This window comes from Bacillus sp. FSL R7-0672, assembly GCF_038601465.1.
Classification (GTDB): domain Bacteria; phylum Bacillota; class Bacilli; order Bacillales; family Bacillaceae; genus Bacillus; species Bacillus pumilus.
On the sequence record NZ_CP152010.1, the window covers coordinates 2,720,157 to 2,741,417 of the forward strand.

Below are 21,261 nucleotides of genomic sequence, written 5' to 3' on the forward strand. Positions count from 1 at the left end.
TGATTTCTCTCCTTTTCATCTGTTCTTACGTCAAATGCTTGATGATCGCTTCTGCCACAAGCTGGCCTGATTTAGTCACCATCGGCGTGCCGCCGCCTGGATGACTCGTTCCTCCAACAAACCAAAGTCCTTCAATGTCCTTTGACTGATTATTGATGCGGAAGAACGCCTGCTTGAACGAGTTGGAAGACATACCATAAATGGCTCCATAATATGCGCCCGTTTTCTGCTGCAGATCAAGCGGAGTTTGAACCGCTTCATATTCGGCCACATTATCCAGATCAAAGAGACCCTTTTCCTTTAATTTTGTTTTCATAAGCTGCGGGTATGTCTCCTTTAGCATGTCCCAATCTTGCTCTTTTGTCACATAAGGCGCATTCGCCAGTACAAACAAGTTGCTTCTTCCCGGTCCTCCGCTTAAAGCTGGTTCTGAATGACCTGAATAACATATGTAAAGCGTTGGATCCTGAGGCAGTTGTTTTTTCTGAAAAATATCCTTGAATTCTTGCTCATAATTCTCTGGGAAAAACACATTGTGATGGGACAGCTGTTCATAGACTTTAGGTACACCTAATAAGAGAACAAAGCCAGATAGTGACGGTTCAATGGCAGCAAACTTTTGATTTAAAAAGCTCGGACGGTCTTTCTCATCAATCAGATGGCGGTAGACAGTCAGCGCGTCCGCTCCGGCAATGACTTGATCTGCTTCATACATCTGGTGAGCCGTTTCTACTCCTTTGATTCGCCGGTCCTTCACATGAATCTTGTTGACTTGTTCATTCAGGTGAATCTGTACGCCTAATTCCTTTGCCAAAGTCTCAAATGCTTCAACTAAACGATATGTACCGCCCTTTATTGCATATATCCCTTTCTCCCCTTCTAAATACGCCATCATATTAAAAATAGCCGGAGCCTCATAGGGAGAAGAGCCGATGTATGTAGCATACCGTCCAAACATCGCCAATGTATGCGGATGATGGAAATATTGACGCAGCAAACGTTGAACGGTTGTAAACGGTTTGACAGAGAGAAGTGCTTTCACGAGCTTTACATCCGCCTTATCCTTCCACGTCAATAACAAACGATTTAAAAACTGATCCTCAGCCTGTTGAAAAAGCATCTTTGATTCCTGTAAAAATGCACGGTATTGCTTCGCATCTTCAGGACTGAATGCTGCAATTTGTGATTCCATCTGCTCAATATTCGGCGTAAATTCGACCGTATGTCCATCTGAAAAAACATTTTTGGTCAGAGGAGAAATCGGATAAAATGTGACGTAATCTTCCATCCGTCTATGACAGGAAGCAAATACTTCCTCAAAGTATGACTTCATTGTAATGGTACTCGGTCCTAGATCAAAAGAATAGCCAGCCCCTTGATGGCGCTGCAATTTCCCGCCTAAAGCTGCTTCTTTTTCTAATATGGTGACCTGAACCCCGCGTGACTGTAAGCGGATCGCTGCTGATAATCCACCAAGCCCGCCGCCGATGATGATCACTTTTTTCATTCGTACCTTCTCCCTTTCCATTCATACCCTTCTTTTTTCAGCCCGATTTTCATAGAAGCAAAGCCAATGGCGATCAGACTCAAAATACTGAGCGGTAATAAAAAGGCCATTGCAGATGTTCTTCCGTTCTCAATATCAATTGCCGCTTTGATCGACACACCTAGTCCGTAGCAAAGAATGGCTAAGCATATACTAAGCACATCCAGCTTTAGCAAAGCCACCATCAAGCAAATGATTGGAGCCAAATAAAGCAGGGTGTATAAACAAAAGACACTGCTTAACAAAGCAATGCTTCGATTGACACCTGGAAACAAATTTTTCCTGTAACCTTCCCATACCTCTTGTCCACTCTCATACATTCTCATATACACAAACGGATGAATGCTTGCAAGTGTGAACGGAAAGCCTTGTTCCTTCACCCGTCTAGCCAATGCCATATCATCCACTAGCGAATCCTTAATCGCTTCATGCCCGCCGATATTGTGATAGCAACTCTTTTCAATGGCAATAAAGCCCCCATGTGCGGCGGCAAAAGCCGAATTCTTTGATTTTCTGACCCACTTCACAGGCAGATGACAGCCAATCGTAAACATCATCATGGGAACGACAAGATGCTCAAAGAATGTTCCTGTTTTTTGCTCTGGGAAACCTGACAGCATGCCCATTTTTTGCGCGCATAACTGCTCATACACAGCTTCAATTGCTCCCCGTTTCAACCGGACATCCGCATCTAAAAATAACAGCCAATCAGAAGCCGCCACCTCAGCGAGCTGAGAACAGGCGTATGATTTTCCTAGCCAGCCTGGCTTTAATGGCCGGCCTGACTGCACACGAATCCATGGATATGTTTGTGAGAAGCGCTCCACAATCGCTCTTGTCTGATCGGCCGAATGATCATCAAGTACAATTACCTCTTTCGGATAAAGACGTTGATCAACGATCGACTGAAGACAGGCTTCTATCCGTTTCTCCTCATTTCTAGCCGGAATCAAGATCGATAACGAAATAGGTTCATCTGGCGAAAAGGAAGCGGGCTTTAACACAGGGAACTGCTTCATATTCCATATGGTGAATAGAAACTGACAAAGCAACAGCACACTGATTACAGTTAAGAAGAGCGCCATGTTCTCACCCACTTTTTAAAAGAATCAAACGCATCACTTGTTGACTGACTTGTCCTTGTGACCTGTTTAAATTCTTCGTTAATTGAAAAATCAGGATCCGCAATGATCTGTGATTGATGTCTGTTTAACTGCGTTTCAAGCAGATCGCCAAGTATACGCGTCATGTCCTTGCTTCGCAGGGAGCTTCCAGATACGATGGCATCATCACCGAACACAACAGAAACTATCGGCTTTTGATATTGATTAAATGTATACTGCAAGGTTACAGGCTTCACCACGACTTGTTCAAATTGCCTCACTAAAAAAGAAGCCCCGCCTTCCAGTTCAAGCGGTCTCACGTCCTGATGCATAATTTTCCCCTGTGGAAAAAGCCATACCGCTCCGCCATCCTGCATGTTCTCTCTTGCAGTCATTAATGCTTGCTTCACACTTTTCAGATTCTCTTTATGAACTGGAAACGCTCCAAGCTTTCGGAAAAAAGCATATTGCTTCAGCTGCTTCTCTTCCATCATCATGTAGTGATCAAGTTCAGACGCCTTTTCTGTTAAAAGAAAAATGATCAGTCCATCCCACCATGAGCTATGATTGGCGAGATAAAGAACTGGCAGGTTTTCCTTCGGGTCCACCGAACCTTTCATCATGACACAGCGGAAATGCTTATGGAGTAAATATCGCTCTAGATAAAGTGAAAATAGACGTCTAAACGATCGGCTTTTGTCGCTTTCTTTCAAATCGAACCCTTCCTTCACACAAAATGACAATGATCAGTGCTAAATAAAAAATGACATCGAGTCCGCCCTTTAATGCCAAAAGACCAAAAAAGAACACCATCGCCTGATAAATACGACTCGTCCAGCTGAGTACCTTTTGATCAATTGAGACAAGCGGGAAAAGAAATGAAAGTCCTGCTCCAATCATACCCCAGCTCACAAAATTCTCAAAAGGAATACCATAAAACCCACCGCCGTCATACCACACCCAAAACTTCCGCTCAGCTGCTACTGGATCTAATATGAGGTCAAGCAACACAATCCATATCCCTGTTTCGACGGCTCGTCTCCACTTTGACTGCTGACTGGATAAAAAAAGGCTGTTTAAAAACACGCCAACCCAAGCAAATGCAATGGTTAACGGTACCCCCGCCACTAGAAAACCTAGCGTCGGATAATAGTCATAGGCCCCAAATGGGAACCCCGTTGTGATCCCTACCCACTCCACCGTAAATGTAAGCACCCCGACAATGACTGCCCTTTTGATGACAAACCCCCATGACCCATATATCTGTCGCCCAATCTCGATGACGCAGCAAGCATACAGCACAAGAAAGATTCCGTTTGCAAACTGAAGCCATGCTGGCACTTCAAAAAAGACCATTAAGATCAGACCTACTAAATACCATCCAATAAATACCCAACTCAATCTATACACGAAACCGCTCCTTTATTTCTGCCAAATTCAAGAAAGCCTTCATGCCTCTAGTATAGAAAAAAAGACGCGTTCTATAAATAAACAATGCGCTTCTTATTTTCGTCTAGGCACTCACCAAAAATCCCTTTTCACATACTTTAATAGTGATCTAGAACAAAGGAGGCGAATTACTCTTGAATCGTTCCATCAAAGTCAGACTGGCATTCATCGTCGTCGTCCTGCTCTTTATTCCATTTGTCGCCTGTAAAAAAGAACAAGAGCAGACCGTACAAGTAGCCGAGGTGACCCATTCGGTCTTTTATGCTCCGCTATATGTCGCCTTATCAGAGGATTTCTTCAAAGAAGAAGGCCTGGAGGTTGAACTAAAAACCACTTGGGGCGGCGATAAAACGATGACAGCTCTCTTATCAGGCGGTGCTGATATCGCCCTGACTGGGTCTGAATCCTCTATCTATGTAGAGGCTCAAGACACAAAGGATTCTGTCATAAACTTTGCACAGCTGACACAAACAGACGGCACATTTCTTGTTTCAAGGGAGAAAGTAAACCAATTCTCTTGGGATCAATTAAAAGGAAAAGACTTCTTAGGACAGCGGAAAGGCGGCATGCCGCAAATGGTTGGTGAATATGTCTTGAAAAAAGAAGGCATTGATGTAAAAAAGGATCTTCGTATGATTCAAAATATTGATTTTGCCAACATTTCAGGTGCGTTCTCCTCTGGAACTGGCGATTTTGTACAGTTATTCGAACCGACCGCTTCCTTACTCGAAAAAGAAGGGAAAGGGTACATTACCGCCTCCTTTGGAGAAGCTTCTGGCAAGGTGCCATATACCACCTTCATGGCAAAGAAGAGTTACTTAGAGGAAAACAAAGAGACCGCTGAAGCCTTCATCCGAGCCATTTACAAAGCGCAGAAATGGGTAGAAGCCAAGCAGCCTGAGGAGATCGCAAAGGCCATTCAGTCTCATTTTCCTGATACAGATCTTGAAGTCTTATCAACTGCCATCAAACGCTACAAACAGCAAGATTCCTATGCAACAGATCCCCTTCTAAATGAAGAAGAATGGAACAAATTGCAGGAAATCATGAAGGAGAGCGGTGAATTGCCGGAATTTATCCCGTACAAACAACTTGTCGATTCATCCATTGCAAAGAAGGTCACAGATCACAAATAGAATAGGAGGTAGCACATGTCTTTCCTTCAAATTGACCATGTGACCCATACGTACTTCTCTTTAAAAGAAAAAACAACAGCTATACAGCACATCAATATGGAGATAGACCAAGGTGAATTCATCTCATTTATTGGTCCCAGCGGCTGCGGAAAAACCACCTTGCTGTCTATCATCGCAGGAATTACGCCGCCCTCTGAAGGTCGAATTTTAATCGAAGGAAAAGAACCAAATCAACAGGAGCATCAAATCGGCTATATGCTCCAGCAAGATTATTTGTTTCCTTGGAAGACCATCAAGGAAAATGTCATTCTCGGGTTGAAAATTGCGAAACAAGATTCGCATGAGGCCACCTCAGCTGCCCTTGATTTACTGCCAAAGCTTGGACTGCCTGAAGTCGAGGAAAAATATCCGAAGGAGCTGTCTGGCGGAATGAGGCAGCGTGCGGCTCTCGCCCGAACGCTTGCAGTTGATCCCGGTCTGCTTTTACTAGATGAGCCATTTTCAGCGCTAGACTACCAAACCAAACTCACATTAGAAGATCTCGTCTTTCACACATTAAAAGACTATCAAAAAACAGCAGTCCTTGTGACACATGACATTGGCGAAGCCATTGCGATGAGTGACCGCATTTTCTTATTCTCAAAACATCCAGGCTCTATCCAGCGAATCTTTACCGTTCCAGACGACATAAGGGCTCTCTCTCCTTTTGAAGCGAGACAGACTCTGCATTTCCAAGAGCTCTTTCAAACGATTTGGAAGGAGCTGAAAACAGTTGAAACACAGTGACCTTTTACATGAAGCCTATCGCAAAAAATACCGAATGGAAAAACGGATCACACGTATCTATCAGCTCATCATATTCGCCAGCTTCTTTTCGCTTTGGGAGCTTGCCAGTCATTTCAGGTTCATTGATCCGCTTATTTTCAGTTCACCATCTGCGGTCTGCCAATTGTTTGTGCAAAAAATTCAAGATGGTTCTCTAATGAATCATATGAGTATTACATTATTTGAAACGGTGCTCGGTTTTCTACTTGGTACCTTTTGCGGCATTTTGCTCGCTGCCGCCTTATGGTGGTCTACCCGATTCGCAAACGTTCTTGATCCTTATTTAGTTATTTTAAATGCCATGCCAAAAGTTGCCCTCGCCCCCATTTTAATTGTTGCCCTTGGACCTGGTATGATTAGCATCGTCGCCATGGGTGCGATCATTAGTGTGATCATTACGACGATCGTCATTTACACTGCCTTTCAAGAGATCGATGAGAATTATTTAAAGGTGATGAAAACCTTTGGCGCGAAAAAAAGCGTCGTCTTTCGTGAGGTTATTTTGCCAGCTAGTATTCCAACGATGATTTCTGCCATCAAAGTGAATGTTGGTCTTTCTTGGGTTGGGGTCATTGTAGGGGAATTTCTTGTATCCTCAAAAGGGCTTGGCTACATGATCATATACGGCTTTCAAGTCTTCAACTTTACACTCGTGTTCTTAAGTCTTTTCATTATTGCTGTGTTTGCTACCATCATGTACCAGTTTGTGGAATGGCTCGAACGCCGTTTTCTCCAAAAATAAAAAGCACAGGGATGGTCTCCCTGCGCTTTTTTTAACGAATCAAACCGTTCTTTTCTAAATAAGCAAGACTTTGTCTTAACACATCATCTTTCATAATAAAACTGAAATTCTTATTCTTTGCGATAGATCTTGGCAAGTCTGCGAAAAGAACAGGACCTTTCGTTTCAAAATACGTGTCTTGCTTCACTAGCCTTTCAATATCAGCGAAATAAATATTTTTTACGATGATCTTTTCTCTGCCTAGCACCTGATATTGGCCAATATACGTTAATTCACGAACAACAGCACCCGTCTCTTCTTGAATCTCACGTATAGCGGCTTGGTCTGCTTCTTCATTTGGCTCAACTTTCCCTCCTGGAAACTCATAGCCCCGATCCTCATGTTCAGTGAGCAGCCATTTCCCCTGGTAACGGCAGATGGCCCAAACATGCTTTGGATGACTTGAAAAAGGCTTCTCTTCAAAGGAGAGCTTGACCGTATTATGATAATAGTCTTTAAATACATGCATGTAAAATCCCTCATATCCTGTCCTTGCTTCTTGTAAAACATCATACCACAGATCACATTTCTCTGAAGAATTTTTATCAAAAGTGAAACAAACGAGTGGTTTCATTTCGTCTGTATTTAAAATGAGGTATCGTTGCTAAAACCTTTTTATCATCCCCAACTTCACCCCATTTTAATCATGAAACCTTTTATCCCTTAATGACGTAAATCAATTAGTGTTTGTCCTATTACGACGAGGAGGAAAACAGCATGAGGATAACAAATGGGTCAAAACAAGAAAAAGATCAATCGCTTACGCCCAGTAAAATTGAAAAAGAAGACGCCCCTCATGAGGTGATCAAGAAACACCTCATCAAAGGGCAAAAGCTAGATTTAACTAAAGACAATCCAAATATCGACCAAATTCAAATCGGGCTTGGCTGGGATTTGGCTGGCCAGCCAATTGATTTAGATACGCAAGTGTTTCTCTTAAATGAAGAGGACAAACTGTTGTCTCCAAGCCATCTGATCTATTATCATCAGCAGCAAAGCTTAGACGGGGCTGTTCGCCATCTTGGTGATCATCAATTTGGCGGCGGGTATCGAGACAATGAAATGATCATTATGCAATTAAGCAGAGTCTCTCCTAATATTCATAAAATCGTTGTAACAGCCACGATACATGATGCACACGAGCGCAAGCATCATTTTGGACAAGTGGAGAACGCTTACGTGCATCTGACTGATCAAATCTCACAACAAGAGATTTGTACCTTTCAATTAACAGAAGATTATTCGTATTGTACCTCCATCATTTGCGCTCAACTCACAAGAGATGAAGAAGAATGGAAAATCATCGCAACCGGACAAGGAACTACGCTAGATTTAAATGACTTATGCCGCATCTACGGATTCACATCTTGACGCAGGAAAGGAGCCGGCACCAATGGGATTTCATTTCAACACGATAGAAGAACTCACTTTACAAGCAGAAGGCAGCGGAATCTTTTTTGCGAAAAAAGGCGCAATGATTGCCGATCAAGGTACGTTTCAATACCGCAAACGACTACTCGGTACGAACAAAGGAAATATAGTCAGTCAAGTATTTAACCATATCAGCAGAAAATTGACAGGTGAAAACCTTGAGGTGATGGAAGTAAGTGGACAAGGTACTTGTTATTTGGCTGATTCCAGCGAGCACGTGACAGTGATTAATCTTGAGCCGAGCGGTCCTTGGCAGCATGTAAGTGTAGAAAGTGAGGATTTACTTGCCTTTACTGAGGAATGTCATTACGGCGTGACACCAGTAGGCGTAGGGATTTTATCACAGAAAGGACTGTTTACATCAAAGCTCTCCTATCAAGGCCACGGGGCGCAGGTCGCCATTAAAACAAATGGAAACCCGCTCATTTTAAAAGCCCCTTGCCGTGTAGACCCTGACGCCATCGTTGCTTGGACAGGTAAAGCACCGAAGGTCAAATTAGATGTGAACTGGAAGACCCTCATCGGACAAACATCTGGTGAATCCTACTTATTTGAGTTCCAAGAACAAGACCAAATTGTCATTATCCAGCCATCTGAGCGTACATCCGGCTTACGGGTTGGTTTAGATGATAACCGTTATAAGCCTCAGAGCCAGAACTCCTCTCATGAATTCACTAATTCACAGACATCTCAGCAAGAGAATAGAGGCGGGCTTAGTGACCTGATCGGAGGCATCTTACAACCGCGAAAATAAAAGCATGTAGAAAATCTCTACATGCTTTTTCAATTCATTAATCCATTTGTTTCAATAAAGCTCTTTGTCTCTTCATTCCCGAGCTCGAAAATCATTGAGTATATCTCTTTTCTTTTTCGATCCATTTCATCATTCGGACTGTCATAATGATATTCAAGATACGGAACATGCGCTCGAAAGAAGCCTTTCCAATCTGTCATATACTGTTCATCGAAATAGTCTCTCAGCTGCAAAATTTGATCATCGTCTGCTTCTATTTGAAATTGCCAAGCCGCCGCATCTCTATGCTGCGATATCGACCCATCCTGTACGGATACATAATATGTGTGTCTCGTCATCTGATTCATCCTTTTTCCTTTAGTATGACCAGATATGAAGAAATTACGGCTTTTTGCGCAATTTATTTTTTAACATGTCCAACACATCAATAAACAACTGTGGAATGGGAATTCCGAGGGCATTGGCTGTCGAGACGATTTGGTAAGATTCATAAATAATATAGAAGATGATCGCTAAATCCTTAATCATCCCATTTGTCTTCAGCATGACATCGAAGAAATGCGCCATGGATATTAAGGAGACCGTCACAATCTTTCGAACAAGCCGTGTAGAAAAACGTTTCATTGTGAGCTGCCCTGTCAAAGATTCTCTTAGGCTTGAACAAATTAATTCAATGGCCATGAGTGTTACTAATATCATCAGTAAATTTCCTGCTCCACCAAACAGAAAGCCCATCGCTGACAAACTGACTGTAAACAACGAAAAGATGCCTAAATCCTTGCTCACTTGGCATCAACATCCTTTCAGAGTGGAACTCCTTACCTCAATATTATATGCTAGATCTTCGCAATAGCTTGGACGACAAAAAATAAGGCGTTGCCTTTTAAATCAGACAGAGTGATGACAAGAAAAAAAGCCGCCTTGTGCGGCGGCTTCCATCTTTAGACTCTCACATCAATAAAGCGAGCGTCTGAATCCTTTGGTTGAACAGCTTGAGGCTGCTGCTGAACTTGATCCAGCATGACCATGGCTTGTGCTGTATTCGTAGCAAGCTGTGAATTCAACAAACTAATATTAAGTGTTTTTTGAATGCTCGCGACTTGCTGACTCATCATTCCTGCAATAGAAGACATCTTCTCCCCTCCCTTCTCTTTTCTCTTCGGCTGAAAGCCCTATGATTTCAATGGGCTGTCTGTCCCGATTCCAACAAAAAAGGAATGTCGATCTCTTCATGATCGACATTCCTTCCACATACGTATTATCCTAAAAATGCTTTAAGCATCCAGTTGTGTTTCTCGATAGATTGATGAATCGCAAGCAGCATATCTCCTGTTGTTTCATCGCCAACTTCTCCAGCCAGCTCCATTCCTTGCTTTAATTCCTCAGCGATATTGGAGAAATCATCATATAGATTTTTCACCATTTGCTCCGCTGATTCATTACCTTCAGCTTCTTGAATGCTAGAAATTTCCAAGCATTCTTTCATTGTCGCAACAGGCTTTCCATTTAACGCGAGCATACGCTCAGCCAAATCATCAATGTATGTCGCTGTTTCTGTATAAAGTTCCTCAAATTTCTCATGGAGTGTAAAGAAGTCTTTTCCCTTTACGTACCAGTGATAGTTATGTAATTTTACGTAAAGCACAGTCCAATCAGCTACTTGTTTATTGACGACGTGTAATAATTTTTCAGACATGTTTATTCCTCCTTATGTAATTGCGTTTAGTATGAGAATACCCTTTTCCTATTATACTGAAACCTGCCATGAATTTCTTCTATTTTGACTGCATGAAATATATGTTAATATGGAAATAAGGAGGGAGTTAGATGCTGCTACTTGGAATTATCAGCTTTATCATTATCTCAATCGTTGTCTTTTTATCGTTGTGGACAACATCGAAGGCTTATGAATATAAGCATAAAATCGATTCACCACAGGATGCTGAACCAAACCAACGTCCTAACCCGAAATAAAATGACACTTAATGATGTGAGGTTTCTTCTTCAGTAGATGAACTCTCTTTTTTCACATCACCTACATGGATATTTGTCTTTGGCATATTATGCTGCTGTTTAGCTGTCACATGGACTTGTATGATATAAAGGCCATCTTTTTTAAAGGCTGTATGCAATTCATATACACCATTGTTCTCTTTCTTTGGCTGAATCATCTTGCTGTTATCCTTATCGCCATCTTTCCACACTTCAAATTGAACATCGTCTGCATCATCAATAGGCGTATCACCATATGTGACAGCTGCTTTTACTATAACGCTTTCATTTTTCTCCACTTGTTCAGGTCCTGTAAGCTTCACTTCTAATAGCTCAGGTACCTCCCCTTTGCCACTATTTGCTGCAGAGTTCCCACATGCACTTAGTAACAAAAGCATCAATATCATTCCCAACATTTTTCGCATCCCGAGTTCCCCCTTCTTTTACTGACATGTCCATTTTAACAAATATCCCCTATTTTGACATCTCATGATCGAATACAAAAAAACCGGACATCATCATGTCCGGTTTATGATCGATTAACCAAATACTTTGAGAAGCTCTTCTTGATCTTGAGAAAGCCAGAAACGCATCAAACGTTTTGCACCTTCAAGGTCATGAAGCTTCGCTTGACCGCATTGCTCTTCGTTTGCAGCAGGAATCTCTGTTACCTCAACTGCATCCTTGAATGTTGCATCAAGAAGTTCAACGATTTCTTTTGGAGTTGGTGCACCACTGACCACTAAATAGTAGCCTGTCTGGCAGCCCATTGGAGAAATATCAATGATATCAAAATGATCGTATTTCTCTGAGTGTGTTCTAATGTTAAACGCAAGTAAATGCTCTAATGTATGAATCGTATCAGGTTTCATTGCTTGTTTGTTTGGCTGACAAAAACGAATATCAAATTTATTGACTTCTCCATCTGATCCCACTTTATGAACGCCACAATGACGAACGTATGGCGCTTTTACAGCATTATGATCAAGTTCAAAGCTTTCAACTGAAGGCATAATCACCACTCCTATAATTGCAATTTCCTATATTATAACATATTTCTCCGACCAGTTTAGTTTATAAAACTTTCCTTCCTTGTCCTTTTTTCTTATACTGTGAAAGATAGACAAGGAGGAACCTTTATGAAACAAATTTTTATCGGCATCATACGCTTTTATCAAAAATGTATTTCCCCTCTTACACCGCCTAGCTGCCGGTTTTACCCAACATGCTCAAACTATGGGCTAGAAGCGATCAAAACGCATGGCGCTTTAAAAGGCGGCTGGCTCACCATCAAACGGATTTTAAAATGTCATCCGCTCCATCCTGGCGGCATCGATCCTGTCCCGCCGAAAAAGGAAAAATAAATTATTTTTCTTCATATCCGTTGACGACTACGTCAAGCTTGCCAGTTCCAGGATCAATGACAAGACCGTGCACAGGCACATTTGATGGGAGAAGCGGGTGATTTTTCACAACGGACACACTGTCCTTCACGCTCTCTTCAACCGAACTAAAGCTTTTGAGCCACTGTTTAAAATCGATTCCTGAGTATTCCAGTACTTCAATACGTTTTTCTGGGATACCACGCTCAATGGCTTTGTTTAAAAGTGTTTGGCTGTCTATTTTGCTCATACCGCAATCATGATGCCCAATGACATAAACCTCGTCAGCATTTAATTCATAAACAGCCACTAAAATGCTTCGCATAATACTTCCAAATGGATGAGACACAAGAGCACCAGCACTTTTAACGATCTTGATATCTCCATTTTTCATGTTCATTGCACGTGGAAGCAGCTCGACAAGTCTTGTATCCATACATGACAGAACGACAGCTTTTTTTTGTGGAAACTTCGTTGTTGTAAATTCTTCGTATTTCTTTTCTTCAATAAATTGTTGATTATATTCGATGATTTCTTCTAAAAGTTTCATACGTTGTCCATTCCTTTATCTTTTTTAAAAATAAATATAGCACAATGTGAGAAATTTCGTCACGTTTTGCAGCGCATTTTTTTTAAAGGAAACATCTGCTGATGAAAATTTTTTATTTTCCTCTTTTCAAATCGTAATTATTACGATACAATAACTCAGGACATTAAATCGTAATCATTTCTATCTAATAGATTGAGAGGAGACATTTTCCACATGAAAAAAATCTTTTATATGTTAACAGCTGCTTTATTTGCGATCGGTCTTGCCGCTTGCTCAAGCAGTGCGGGGACAAATGCTTCAAAAGGGAAAGCAGACGGAAAACTAACCGTTTACACCACAATTTTCCCGATTCAAGATTTCACTGAAAAAATTGGTGGTTCTCATGTTCATGCGCAAAGCGTGTACCCTGCCAATGCAGATGCACACAGCTTTGAACCAAGTTCAAAAACGATGGTTGAAATGGCTGAAGGAGACGCCTTCATCTACAGCGGCACAGGCGCTGAAGCATTCGCTGACAAAACCGCTTCTACGTTAAAAGACCAAGGCGTGAAAACAGTCAAAGCAGCCGAAGGCATCAAGTTGTTATCGACAAAAGAAGAGCATTCACATGAAGACGGCGAAGACCATGATCACGATCATGAAGGGGAAGATCATGACCATGATGGACACGATCACGGAGATAAAGATCCTCATGCATGGTTAGACCCTGTTTATGCACAGCAAATGGCGAAAAACATTAAAGATACACTCGTTTCATTAGATCCAGATCATAAAGACGAATACACAAAAAACTACGAAAAACTAAAAAAGGATTTGCAATCGCTAGATCAAGAGTTCAACACAACGTTATCTAAAGCAAAACATAAAGAAATCCTTGTTTCCCACGCAGCCTACGGTTATTGGGAAAAGCGCTACGGCATTGAACAAATCAGTGTATTAGGGTTATCCGCTTCTGAAGAGCCTTCACAAAAGCAGCTCGAAAGCATTGTACAAAAAGCTGAAAAGCATCACATTCAATATGTGATTTTTGAAAACAACGTCAGCAGCAAAGTCTCAGATACGATCCGCAGTGAAATTGGGGCAAAAAGCCTCACACTTAAAAATCTAGAATCTATTACTGAAGATGATGCCAAAAATGGCGAAAGCTACGTCAGCTTAATGAAACAAAATCTAAAGACCTTAAAAACCGCTTTAAATGATTAATTGTTAAAACCCCGGGTGATTATCCGGGGTTTCTTGCTGTAAAAAAGCACACCATTGTAGGGTGTGCTTTCAGATTGTTGACAAAGGGCTAAAATGATCTTGATTTTAGCCCTTTGTCTTCTTTTCAGCTTGATAGAAAACCTTTGAAGTCTAGGAAGGACGAGTACTGGCGCGGAGCGAATTTGACATTCGTGAGCACCAGCACGCAGGACTGACAACGAATGCGAGGGTTTGTCTACATGCTGAAAGCACACCATTGTAGGGTGTGCTTTTTATATTACATTTGATACTTTTTCTTAAACAACTCGGCTCTTCCGCCTTTTTCTCCGAATTTTTGGCGTCCTGTATAAAAAGGATGCGTATCAGAGCTTGTTTCTACTTTAATGACAGGATACGTTTTCCCATCTTCCCATTCTACTGTCTCATTGGATGACTTTGTCGATTTACTCAAAAAGCGGTAACCGCTGTTTACGTCCATAAATACAACTTCATGTGAGGTTGGATGAATATCTCTTTTCAATGTCAAAACTCCTTTCGTTATCAAAACGTAATGATTACGTTTTATATTTATATTCTACTCCCTCTTTTACAACTTGTCAAAAATCAAGCTTTCTTAGTCAGGAAGAATAATCTAAAAATGGTGGAGAATAATAACATCATGAAAAAGAGAAGTGATAAGAAAGGCGGAGAAAAAATTGACTGATCTCGTTTTAGCTAGAAGCCTGTTCGGCACAACCATGGGCTTTCACATTATTTATGCCTCGCTTGGCGTCGGCATCCCGCTAATGATTTTGTTAGCTGAACTCATCTTCCAAAAAACGAAGGACCCTCACTATGCTGTCATGGCCAAACGGTGGACGAAAGCGCAGGCTGTCTTGTTAGGTGTCGCCATTCCAACAGGCACGATTGCTGGTACCCAGCTCGCTCTTCTATGGCCAGGTTTTATGGAGGTCATCGGAAAGGTCATGTCACTTCCATTTCAGATTGAAATTTATGCGTTCTTTATTGAAGCATTATTTATGTCTATTTATGTGTACGCAGCGGATCGCCTATCACCTGCTATGCGCATCATTACCGTTATTTTTGTCGTGATCGGCGCAGCCGCTTCAGCGATTCTGATCACAAACGTACATGCGTTTGAAGGAACTCCTGCTGGCTTTCAAATGGTCAATGGAGAAATTACGAATATCGAGCCCTGGAAGGCCTTTTTCAATCCAAGCTTTGTCGTAACTGCGACACATGTCGTGCTGTCTGCTTTTACAACAGGTGCTTTTGTGATTGCATCAGTGGCAGCTTTTAAAATGCTCAAAACAAGAAAGAATGAGAAACTCTATACGTTTCATCGAAAAGCCCTTTTTCTTGGACTTATTGTAGGAGGCCTCTTCTCATTTCTAACGGCCATAAATGGTCATGAGTCTGCTCAGCTTCTGTATGAATATCAGCCAGAAAAATTAGCTGGTGCTGAAGGTTTATTTGAAACACAATCACATGCGCCGCTCGCAATAGGTGGTTTTACAGATGCCGATTCAAAGGATATTAAAGGAGCAATTGAAATCCCTTGGGCGCTTAGTTTTCTGGCAGGAAATAGCTTTGATACGGTGGTCAAAGGCTTAAATGATTTCCCTCGTGATGAGTGGCCGCCTTTATTTATTCACACGTTATTTAATGGCATGGTCATTATTGGCTCAGTCCTCATTTTGTTTGCGGTGTTAGCACTGCTTTACCGTAAAATTTTAAAACGCGATCATTATCCGAAGTGGCTCCTTTTTCTTTACTTATTCGGCGGGCCCCTTAGTCTTTTGGCCATTGAGTTCGGCTGGATCTTTGCATGTACAGGCCGTCAGCCATGGGTTATTTATCGAATGCTCAAAACCTCAGAGGTCGTCACATCATCAGGCTCAATTGGCACACTCTTTATCCTTTTTGCCATTGTCTATCTCATCTTAGGCATAGCAACTGTGATTGTGCTAACGTACTACTTTAGAAAACATTCGATTGAAGAAGACCTACGGTTAACAGAATCTTAAAAAGGAGCGATCAAGATGCAAATGGATGTGACAACTGATGCACTCATTGCAATCACCATCTTATGGGGGTTCGTTTTTATCTATGCAGTGATGGCATCAATGGATTTCGGCGCAGGATTTTGGTCCATGATTTATATGAATAAAGAACAAACAAAGGCCGCTAATATCGCAAATAAGTACCTTTCTCCAACATGGGAAGTAACTAACGTATTCATTGTGGCAATTGTTGTTGCGTTGTTTAGCATGTTTCCAGGTGCGACCTTTGTCCTTGGTACTGTTTTATTAATACCCGGTAGCATCATATTATTGCTTCTTGCACTGCGAAGCGGATTTCTCGTGTTTTCTCATTCTCTTCCTAAAAAATACAGAAAAGCAGTGACTTATATTTCAGGGATTAGCGGCTTTATCATTCCATCGATCCTGATCATGGTTCTTCCGATTACACATGGTGGATTTATCTTTGAGGAGAACAACAACTACTCATTAGATCTTGGACTGGTCTTTACAAGTGCAAATGTCTATTCTTTTGTCGGCTTTGCCATTTTTAGCACACTTTTTCTTTCGTCATTGCTTTTAGCTGATTTCTCGAATGTGGCTGATGAAGATGAAGCTTACAGCATTTATAGAAGAGGAGCGCTCATTACGGGTCCGCTTTCACTCATGATGGCATTTTTCATCATGCTGACATTAAGAAGCGAGGCAAATTGGCTGTTCACAAAAATGATGCAGAACATCCCTATTCTTCTTGTATCACTCCTGATGTTTTTGCTAGCAGGGCTGGCTCTATTTTTACCAAATAGCCGGTTTAAGCATCGGAAAGGCCGGCCGCGTTTAGCTGTCATTGCGATTACGGTTCAATATTTTTTAGCAAGCTATGTGTACGGACGTGCCCATTTGCCTTATATGGCCTATCCAGATATTACAATCATGTCTGGATTTACAGACCCTGTGACATTTAGAGCATTATTTATCACGTATATTGTAGGTTTTATCATCTTATTCCCTGGGTTCTATTTCTTCTGGAAATTGTTTATGAAGGATAAGCGCTATATTCGCCAGGAAGATTAACGTGAATGGATGAGGTTCATTTCGGTTACATTATAGAAGAAAGACATACTCAAAAGGAGGTCATCTGTATGAGTCAAAAAATCCTTTGTGAAGTCAATAACTGTTCCTATTGGAATGCTGGAAACCGCTGTGGGGCAGATGCAATCTATGTCGTCAGCCACACAGGAAAAACGGCTGAAAAAAGTGAAGAAACGGATTGTAAAACGTTTAAACCACAAGTTCTTTAAGTCTCATTTAAGGAGGCGCATCGCATTGAAACACGATCGGCTGCTTCAAACGTTTTTTGACGAAATTCATGACGCGGACGAAGCCGCATTTTATCAGGCTGCTCACTCCTTTTTAAACCTTTGGGATTATGAATATGGCCATGCAGCAGACATGCCCAGTGAAATGGATCACTATATTGGACAGCTTGCTTATGACAGCAAACTGGTAGAAGAGTAAGAAAGAGCGGATCACCGCTCTTTCTTTTTTGTTGAGACAGGAAGGAAAAACTTTCTCTCACTATATATAGATTTTATTGGATGTGCAAAAGGTGAATACCTCATTTTCACATCACAAAATCATGTTTTGTAAAGACGTCAATTTTATCTGAAAAGGAACGAAGCGCTTGATAATCCACTTCTACGCCCATTCCGGGGGAACGAGGTACCTCTATAAAACCATTTTCAACCTTGATTTCAGGAAAAATGATATCCTGCTCCCAATATTTTGACGAAGCTGAAATATCACCTGGAATTGTAAATTGCGGAAGCGAAGCAAGTGCCACGTTCTGCGCGCGGGAAATACCTGTTTCAATCATTCCACCGCACCATAACGGAATTTGATGCTCCTTACTGAATGTATGGATTTTAAGGGCTTCTGTCAGCCCTCCAACTCGTGAAGGCTTCACATTAATAATTTGACAGCTACCAAGCTCTACCGCTTTTCTAGCATCATCTAAGGAACAAATACTTTCATCCAAACATATCGGTGTTTTTAAATGCTTTTGCAAATGGCGATGATCGACAATATCATCTGCAGCTAATGGCTGTTCAATCATTAATAAACGAATGTCATCGAGCTGCTTGAGCTTGCTAATATCCTTTAACTCATAAGCAGAGTTTGCATCCGCCATTAGCGGGAGGTGAGGGAAAGACTCTCTAATTTTTTTAAGGAGTCCAATATCCTGCCCCGGCTTAATTTTCACCTTCACCCGCTGATAACCTTGGTCCACAAATTGCTGTATTTGCTTCAGCATGTCATCAACGGGTCCTAACCCCGCCACAACACCAGAAGGTATTCTATCCTTGGTGCCGCCTAATACATCTCGTAACGACTTATTCTCACGCTTCGCATAAATATCCCAAACAGCCGCTTCAATTCCCGCTTTCGCCATCCTATTGCCTTTAAATTGGTACAGGCTGTCTGGTATTTCTGAAGGGTGTGTAAAGGTGCGTGTCAGCACATTTGGTATAAAAAAAGCTCTCAGCATATGGTAACAAGTCTCAATGGTTTCTTCTGTATACCAAGGAGAAGAAAAGGCTGACACCTCTCCCCATCCAGTCAATCCCGTTTGATCTTTTACCTCGACAATAATAAACTCACGCTCCGAGATGGTCCCAAGACTTGTGGTAAATGGCTGCTTGAGCTTCATCGTGACATGATATAAAATCACTCGTTCAATTTGAATCATCTAAAAACCCCTTTGACTTGAGTCTGTGCCTCTGCAATTTATTTGACGCATTTCTTGGCAGCTCGTCCACAAAGTGAAAAGCGGCAGGCCATTTATATTTTGCTAGATGCGACTCACATAAAGCATAGAGCTCGTTCTCCGGTATTTTATGGTCTGTGACAAGGAAGGCAGCTGGTACCTCTCCCCATCTATCATCATACATACCCGTCACTCCGGCTTCCTTTACATGCGGATGTGTTAACAGGATCGCTTCAATTTCAGCAGGATAAATATTCTCACCGCCAGAAATAATTAAATCTGAACGGCGGTCAAGCACAAATAAAAATCCTTCCTCATCCACATAGCCGATATCACCCGTTTTCAGCCAGCCTTGATCAAAAGCAGCCATGGTCGCCTCTTCACGGTAAAGGTACCCTTTCATGACATTTGCCCCTTTCACCATAATTTCGCCATGCTCAAAAGGACGACAAATGCGTGTACCATCTTGAATTTTCAGCTCACATCCAAAAAGGGGTTTTCCCGCTGATCCAAGCTTCTCTACACTAAATTCAGGCGCAAGGGTCACAATTTGTGAACAGGTTTCTGTCATGCCGTAGGATTGAAACACAGGGAAACCTTTCTCTTTGCTTTCTTGAAGCATCGCAAAAGGCGCAGGTCCTCCGCCTAATAAAAGACAGCGCAAAGAAGACGGACATTCTTCCAGCCTGCTTAATAAACGGGATAACATCGTTTGAACAACAGATATCATCGTCACACGATGGTGTTCAATCGAACCCTTTACTTCATCGACATCAAACTTTTGATGAAGTACGACAGTCATCCCATAAATCACAGACTTAAATAAAGCGGATAACCCGCTAATATGAAAAAGAGGCAGTGCAATAAGCCAGCGGTCATCCTCTCTGAGGCCCACATTGAGTGCAGAGGAAACAGCACTATGAAAATGATTGCCAAACGTTTGCTCGACCCCTTTTGGTTGTCCTGTTGTGCCAGATGTATACATGATCGTTGCTGTTTCATTCAAATCAAATTCGCTTTCGATTTTCTTTACATTGTCGTGACCTGCTTCAGGTAAAGTCTCCATTGTATAAACGGGTAGATCACCCTTATGATCACTTGCATAAACCGGTTCAGTAAATAAGGCGGCTGCTTTTGCATCTTCAAGTTGATAGCGCCTTTCAGCTTTTGTTAACTTATTGTTCAATAGCACGATTTTGAACCCCAATGAAAAACAAGCATGAACAAGCATCACCATTTGAGGATGGTTGTTCATCAGAATCCCGACCGTTTCCCCTTTTTTTAATAATGTTTGTGCAAGTCTATTTGAAAGCTCATTGACTTCATCAGCTAAATTGCGAAATGTCCACTGTTTATCCTGATAAATGAGCGCGACTCTTTCTGGTGTTAAATAAGCACGGTGCAGCAGCCAATTCGGTTGCTTCATCACGACACCTCCTTTTCGTAAAAGAAAACAGCTTAGTCTGATGCACTAAGCTGTTTTTCATCGGTATGATTGAATCAAGGGAAACGCGGGAACTGACCGAAGTCTGGCTTGCGTTTTTCCTTAAAGGAATCGCGTCCTTCTTTTGCTTCATCTGTTGTGTAATAAAGAAGTGTCGCATCTCCTGCAAATTGTTGAATTCCAGCTAATCCATCCGTATCTGCATTAAATGCAGCCTTCAAGAATCGTAAAGCAGTCGGGCTCTTTTCTAGCATCTCCTCGCACCACTTCACTGTTTCCTCTTCAAGCTGCTCTAATGGTACAACAGTATTAACAAGTCCCATATCAAGCGCTTCTTGTGCATTGTATTGACGGCATAAGTACCAGATTTCTCTCGCTTTCTTATGACCAACAATACGTGCAAGATAGCCTGAACCATAACCAGCATCAAAGCTGCCTACTTTTGGACCAGTTTGTCCAAAAATCGCATTATCTGCTGCAATTGTCAGGTCACATACAATATGAAGAACGTGCCCGCCGCCGATTGCATAACCAGCAACCATCGCAACAACAGGTTTTGGAATCACACGAATTAAACGCTGTAAGTCGAGTACATTTAGACGCGGAATTTGATCGTCTCCTACATAACCGCCATGACCGCGTACTTTTTGATCTCCACCAGAACAGAATGCTTTGCCGCCAGCACCTGCAAGTACGATCACACCAACATTTGAATTATCACGAGCACGTGAAAATGCATCAATCAATTCACTCACAGTCTTTGGTGTAAACGCGTTATGTACATGTGGACGATTAATCGTGATCTTTGCAATCCCATTGTACGTTTCATATAAAATTTCGTCATATTGACGCTCAGTTTGCCATTCAATAGCCATCA

The 21,261-nt window shown here is 41.8% G+C and carries 28 protein-coding genes; 12 read left to right on the top strand and 16 right to left on the bottom strand.

The annotated features are described in order from the left end of the window. Positions 1-25: 25 nt before the first annotated feature. From crtI to MKY18_RS13745, 4 genes are read right to left on the bottom strand one after another with little or no spacing between them, the layout of a single operon-like run. Positions 26-1,507 carry a phytoene desaturase family protein gene (gene crtI, locus MKY18_RS13730; RefSeq protein WP_342497540.1) on the bottom strand — a complete coding sequence of 494 codons (1,482 nt, stop codon included), beginning with the start codon at positions 1,505-1,507 and terminating at the stop codon, positions 26-28. Then, on the bottom strand, positions 1,504-2,631 hold the full coding sequence (locus MKY18_RS13735) for a glycosyltransferase (RefSeq protein ID WP_126741761.1): 1,128 nt from the start codon (positions 2,629-2,631) through the stop codon (positions 1,504-1,506). Before MKY18_RS13735 ends, crtI begins: the two co-directional genes overlap by 4 nt. After that, positions 2,616-3,362, bottom strand: a complete 747-nt coding sequence (locus MKY18_RS13740) for a lysophospholipid acyltransferase family protein (RefSeq protein ID WP_268453132.1) — start codon at positions 3,360-3,362, stop codon at positions 2,616-2,618. The genes MKY18_RS13735 and MKY18_RS13740 overlap by 16 nt, the downstream gene beginning before the upstream one ends. Beyond that, the gene (locus MKY18_RS13745) at positions 3,331-4,059 is read right to left on the bottom strand and encodes a carotenoid biosynthesis protein (RefSeq protein ID WP_106065804.1); all 729 of its coding nucleotides are present in this window, start codon (positions 4,057-4,059) and stop codon (positions 3,331-3,333) included. The genes MKY18_RS13740 and MKY18_RS13745 overlap by 32 nt, the downstream gene beginning before the upstream one ends. Before the next feature lie 173 nt (positions 4,060-4,232). Here MKY18_RS13745 and MKY18_RS13750 point away from each other — a divergent pair, with 173 nt between their 5' ends. The 3 genes from MKY18_RS13750 to MKY18_RS13760 are packed head-to-tail and all read left to right on the top strand — an operon-like array spanning position 4,233 to position 6,801. After that, on the top strand, positions 4,233-5,234 hold the full coding sequence (locus tag MKY18_RS13750) for an ABC transporter substrate-binding protein (protein WP_126741762.1): 1,002 nt from the start codon (positions 4,233-4,235) through the stop codon (positions 5,232-5,234). 15 nt (positions 5,235-5,249) lie between these two features. Beyond that, the gene (locus MKY18_RS13755) at positions 5,250-6,020 is read left to right on the top strand and encodes an ABC transporter ATP-binding protein (protein WP_185107189.1); all 771 of its coding nucleotides are present in this window, start codon (positions 5,250-5,252) and stop codon (positions 6,018-6,020) included. Then, entirely contained in the window at positions 6,007-6,801 is a 795-nt protein-coding gene (locus MKY18_RS13760) for an ABC transporter permease (RefSeq protein WP_113768699.1), read from the top strand. The genes MKY18_RS13755 and MKY18_RS13760 overlap by 14 nt, the downstream gene beginning before the upstream one ends. A 31-nt stretch (positions 6,802-6,832) precedes the next feature. Here MKY18_RS13760 and ytkD read toward each other — a convergent pair whose 3' ends face one another. After that, positions 6,833-7,309, bottom strand: a complete 477-nt coding sequence (gene ytkD, locus MKY18_RS13765) for an RNA deprotection pyrophosphohydrolase (RefSeq protein ID WP_044142144.1) — start codon at positions 7,307-7,309, stop codon at positions 6,833-6,835. 248 nt (positions 7,310-7,557) lie between these two features. On the opposite strand from ytkD, the gene MKY18_RS13770 reads away from it, so the two are divergent. Together MKY18_RS13770 and MKY18_RS13775 are read left to right on the top strand one after the other, a co-directional pair. Continuing rightward, on the top strand, positions 7,558-8,211 hold the full coding sequence (locus tag MKY18_RS13770; protein ID WP_065098661.1) for a TerD family protein: 654 nt from the start codon (positions 7,558-7,560) through the stop codon (positions 8,209-8,211). Positions 8,212-8,233: 22 nt separating this feature from the next. Next, complete coding sequence (locus MKY18_RS13775) at positions 8,234-9,025, top strand: AIM24 family protein (RefSeq protein ID WP_265208003.1); 792 nt, start codon at positions 8,234-8,236, stop codon at positions 9,023-9,025. A gap of 29 nt (positions 9,026-9,054) precedes the next feature. Here MKY18_RS13775 and MKY18_RS13780 read toward each other — a convergent pair whose 3' ends face one another. The 4 genes from MKY18_RS13780 to MKY18_RS13795 all read right to left on the bottom strand — a co-directional run bounded on the left by MKY18_RS13780 (position 9,055) and on the right by MKY18_RS13795 (position 10,721). Continuing rightward, positions 9,055-9,363 (bottom strand): hypothetical protein, encoded by a 309-nt coding sequence (locus tag MKY18_RS13780; RefSeq protein WP_044142141.1) that lies wholly within the window; start codon positions 9,361-9,363, stop codon positions 9,055-9,057. Between the two features lie 43 nt (positions 9,364-9,406). Continuing rightward, positions 9,407-9,811, bottom strand: coding sequence for a phage holin family protein (locus tag MKY18_RS13785; protein ID WP_044142140.1), 405 nt, complete (start codon positions 9,809-9,811; stop codon positions 9,407-9,409). A 155-nt stretch (positions 9,812-9,966) separates the two neighbouring features. After that, positions 9,967-10,158, bottom strand: coding sequence for a hypothetical protein (locus MKY18_RS13790; protein WP_003217712.1), 192 nt, complete (start codon positions 10,156-10,158; stop codon positions 9,967-9,969). Positions 10,159-10,283: 125 nt separating this feature from the next. Beyond that, entirely contained in the window at positions 10,284-10,721 is a 438-nt protein-coding gene (locus MKY18_RS13795; protein ID WP_044142138.1) for a Dps family protein, read from the bottom strand. Between the two features lie 131 nt (positions 10,722-10,852). Here MKY18_RS13795 and ytzI point away from each other — a divergent pair, with 131 nt between their 5' ends. Further along, positions 10,853-10,999 (top strand): YtzI protein, encoded by a 147-nt coding sequence (gene ytzI, locus MKY18_RS13800; RefSeq protein ID WP_034665318.1) that lies wholly within the window; start codon positions 10,853-10,855, stop codon positions 10,997-10,999. An 8-nt stretch (positions 11,000-11,007) separates the two neighbouring features. Here the strand turns inward: ytzI and MKY18_RS13805 are convergent, their stop codons facing one another. After that, positions 11,008-11,442: a FixH family protein gene (locus tag MKY18_RS13805; protein WP_065098662.1), complete on the bottom strand. Its 435-nt coding sequence runs from the start codon at positions 11,440-11,442 to the stop codon at positions 11,008-11,010. Between the two features lie 114 nt (positions 11,443-11,556). Then, positions 11,557-12,030, bottom strand: a complete 474-nt coding sequence (locus MKY18_RS13810; RefSeq protein WP_003217624.1) for an S-ribosylhomocysteine lyase — start codon at positions 12,028-12,030, stop codon at positions 11,557-11,559. Positions 12,031-12,156: 126 nt separating this feature from the next. Between MKY18_RS13810 and yidD the strand changes: the two genes are divergently transcribed. After that, complete coding sequence (yidD, locus tag MKY18_RS13815; RefSeq protein WP_003217666.1) at positions 12,157-12,381, top strand: membrane protein insertion efficiency factor YidD; 225 nt, start codon at positions 12,157-12,159, stop codon at positions 12,379-12,381. A gap of 1 nt (position 12,382) precedes the next feature. Here yidD and MKY18_RS13820 read toward each other — a convergent pair whose 3' ends face one another. After that, positions 12,383-12,949 (bottom strand): carbonic anhydrase, encoded by a 567-nt coding sequence (locus MKY18_RS13820; protein ID WP_044142136.1) that lies wholly within the window; start codon positions 12,947-12,949, stop codon positions 12,383-12,385. A 213-nt stretch (positions 12,950-13,162) separates the two neighbouring features. Between MKY18_RS13820 and MKY18_RS13825 the strand changes: the two genes are divergently transcribed. Beyond that, on the top strand, positions 13,163-14,152 hold the full coding sequence (locus MKY18_RS13825; RefSeq protein WP_044142135.1) for a zinc ABC transporter substrate-binding protein: 990 nt from the start codon (positions 13,163-13,165) through the stop codon (positions 14,150-14,152). A gap of 277 nt (positions 14,153-14,429) precedes the next feature. Here MKY18_RS13825 and MKY18_RS13830 read toward each other — a convergent pair whose 3' ends face one another. Continuing rightward, the gene (locus tag MKY18_RS13830) at positions 14,430-14,672 is read right to left on the bottom strand and encodes a type B 50S ribosomal protein L31 (protein WP_003217579.1); all 243 of its coding nucleotides are present in this window, start codon (positions 14,670-14,672) and stop codon (positions 14,430-14,432) included. Positions 14,673-14,847: 175 nt separating this feature from the next. Between MKY18_RS13830 and MKY18_RS13835 the strand changes: the two genes are divergently transcribed. The 4 genes from MKY18_RS13835 to MKY18_RS13850 all read left to right on the top strand — a co-directional run bounded on the left by MKY18_RS13835 (position 14,848) and on the right by MKY18_RS13850 (position 17,691). Beyond that, positions 14,848-16,179, top strand: coding sequence for a cytochrome ubiquinol oxidase subunit I (locus tag MKY18_RS13835; protein WP_342497542.1), 1,332 nt, complete (start codon positions 14,848-14,850; stop codon positions 16,177-16,179). A gap of 21 nt (positions 16,180-16,200) precedes the next feature. Beyond that, the gene (locus MKY18_RS13840) at positions 16,201-17,247 is read left to right on the top strand and encodes a cytochrome d ubiquinol oxidase subunit II (protein ID WP_185108921.1); all 1,047 of its coding nucleotides are present in this window, start codon (positions 16,201-16,203) and stop codon (positions 17,245-17,247) included. Positions 17,248-17,315: 68 nt separating this feature from the next. After that, a complete protein-coding gene (locus tag MKY18_RS13845; RefSeq protein ID WP_217013235.1) occupies positions 17,316-17,474 on the top strand; it encodes a DUF1540 domain-containing protein in 159 nt (52 codons plus the stop codon). Between the two features lie 25 nt (positions 17,475-17,499). After that, the gene (locus MKY18_RS13850; RefSeq protein WP_044142132.1) at positions 17,500-17,691 is read left to right on the top strand and encodes a hypothetical protein; all 192 of its coding nucleotides are present in this window, start codon (positions 17,500-17,502) and stop codon (positions 17,689-17,691) included. Positions 17,692-17,797: 106 nt separating this feature from the next. On the opposite strand, the gene menC is transcribed toward MKY18_RS13850, so the two are convergent. From menC to menB, 3 genes are all read right to left on the bottom strand, one after another. After that, positions 17,798-18,922, bottom strand: coding sequence for an o-succinylbenzoate synthase (gene menC / locus MKY18_RS13855; RefSeq protein WP_113768703.1), 1,125 nt, complete (start codon positions 18,920-18,922; stop codon positions 17,798-17,800). Beyond that, a complete protein-coding gene (locus MKY18_RS13860; RefSeq protein WP_113768704.1) occupies positions 18,909-20,366 on the bottom strand; it encodes an o-succinylbenzoate--CoA ligase in 1,458 nt (485 codons plus the stop codon). Before MKY18_RS13860 ends, menC begins: the two co-directional genes overlap by 14 nt. A 74-nt stretch (positions 20,367-20,440) precedes the next feature. After that, complete coding sequence (gene menB, locus MKY18_RS13865) at positions 20,441-21,259, bottom strand: 1,4-dihydroxy-2-naphthoyl-CoA synthase (protein WP_044142129.1); 819 nt, start codon at positions 21,257-21,259, stop codon at positions 20,441-20,443. Positions 21,260-21,261: the final 2 nt, after the last annotated feature.

What these genes read in the sequence shown, in the direction of transcription:
- MKY18_RS13845 (WP_217013235.1), top strand. Translation starts at nt 17,316, where the DNA reads ATGAGTCAAAAAATCCTTTGTGAAGTCAATAACTGTTCCTATTGGAAT.
- menC (WP_113768703.1), bottom strand. Translation starts at nt 18,922, where the DNA reads ATGATTCAAATTGAACGAGTGATTTTATATCATGTCACGATGAAGCTC.
- MKY18_RS13840 (WP_185108921.1), top strand. Translation starts at nt 16,201, where the DNA reads ATGGATGTGACAACTGATGCACTCATTGCAATCACCATCTTATGGGGG.
- MKY18_RS13735 (WP_126741761.1), bottom strand. Translation starts at nt 2,631, where the DNA reads ATGGCGCTCTTCTTAACTGTAATCAGTGTGCTGTTGCTTTGTCAGTTT.
- MKY18_RS13780 (WP_044142141.1), bottom strand. Translation starts at nt 9,363, where the DNA reads ATGACGAGACACACATATTATGTATCCGTACAGGATGGGTCGATATCG.
- menB (WP_044142129.1), bottom strand. Translation starts at nt 21,259, where the DNA reads ATGGCTATTGAATGGCAAACTGAGCGTCAATATGACGAAATTTTATAT.
- MKY18_RS13860 (WP_113768704.1), bottom strand. Translation starts at nt 20,366, where the DNA reads ATGAAGCAACCGAATTGGCTGCTGCACCGTGCTTATTTAACACCAGAA.
- MKY18_RS13795 (WP_044142138.1), bottom strand. Translation starts at nt 10,721, where the DNA reads ATGTCTGAAAAATTATTACACGTCGTCAATAAACAAGTAGCTGATTGG.
- MKY18_RS13755 (WP_185107189.1), top strand. Translation starts at nt 5,250, where the DNA reads ATGTCTTTCCTTCAAATTGACCATGTGACCCATACGTACTTCTCTTTA.
- MKY18_RS13775 (WP_265208003.1), top strand. Translation starts at nt 8,234, where the DNA reads ATGGGATTTCATTTCAACACGATAGAAGAACTCACTTTACAAGCAGAA.
- MKY18_RS13770 (WP_065098661.1), top strand. Translation starts at nt 7,558, where the DNA reads ATGAGGATAACAAATGGGTCAAAACAAGAAAAAGATCAATCGCTTACG.
- MKY18_RS13790 (WP_003217712.1), bottom strand. Translation starts at nt 10,158, where the DNA reads ATGTCTTCTATTGCAGGAATGATGAGTCAGCAAGTCGCGAGCATTCAA.
- MKY18_RS13810 (WP_003217624.1), bottom strand. Translation starts at nt 12,030, where the DNA reads ATGCCTTCAGTTGAAAGCTTTGAACTTGATCATAATGCTGTAAAAGCG.
- ytzI (WP_034665318.1), top strand. Translation starts at nt 10,853, where the DNA reads ATGCTGCTACTTGGAATTATCAGCTTTATCATTATCTCAATCGTTGTC.
- MKY18_RS13825 (WP_044142135.1), top strand. Translation starts at nt 13,163, where the DNA reads ATGAAAAAAATCTTTTATATGTTAACAGCTGCTTTATTTGCGATCGGT.
- ytkD (WP_044142144.1), bottom strand. Translation starts at nt 7,309, where the DNA reads ATGCATGTATTTAAAGACTATTATCATAATACGGTCAAGCTCTCCTTT.
- yidD (WP_003217666.1), top strand. Translation starts at nt 12,157, where the DNA reads ATGAAACAAATTTTTATCGGCATCATACGCTTTTATCAAAAATGTATT.
- MKY18_RS13805 (WP_065098662.1), bottom strand. Translation starts at nt 11,442, where the DNA reads ATGCGAAAAATGTTGGGAATGATATTGATGCTTTTGTTACTAAGTGCA.
- MKY18_RS13820 (WP_044142136.1), bottom strand. Translation starts at nt 12,949, where the DNA reads ATGAAACTTTTAGAAGAAATCATCGAATATAATCAACAATTTATTGAA.
- crtI (WP_342497540.1), bottom strand. Translation starts at nt 1,507, where the DNA reads ATGAAAAAAGTGATCATCATCGGCGGCGGGCTTGGTGGATTATCAGCA.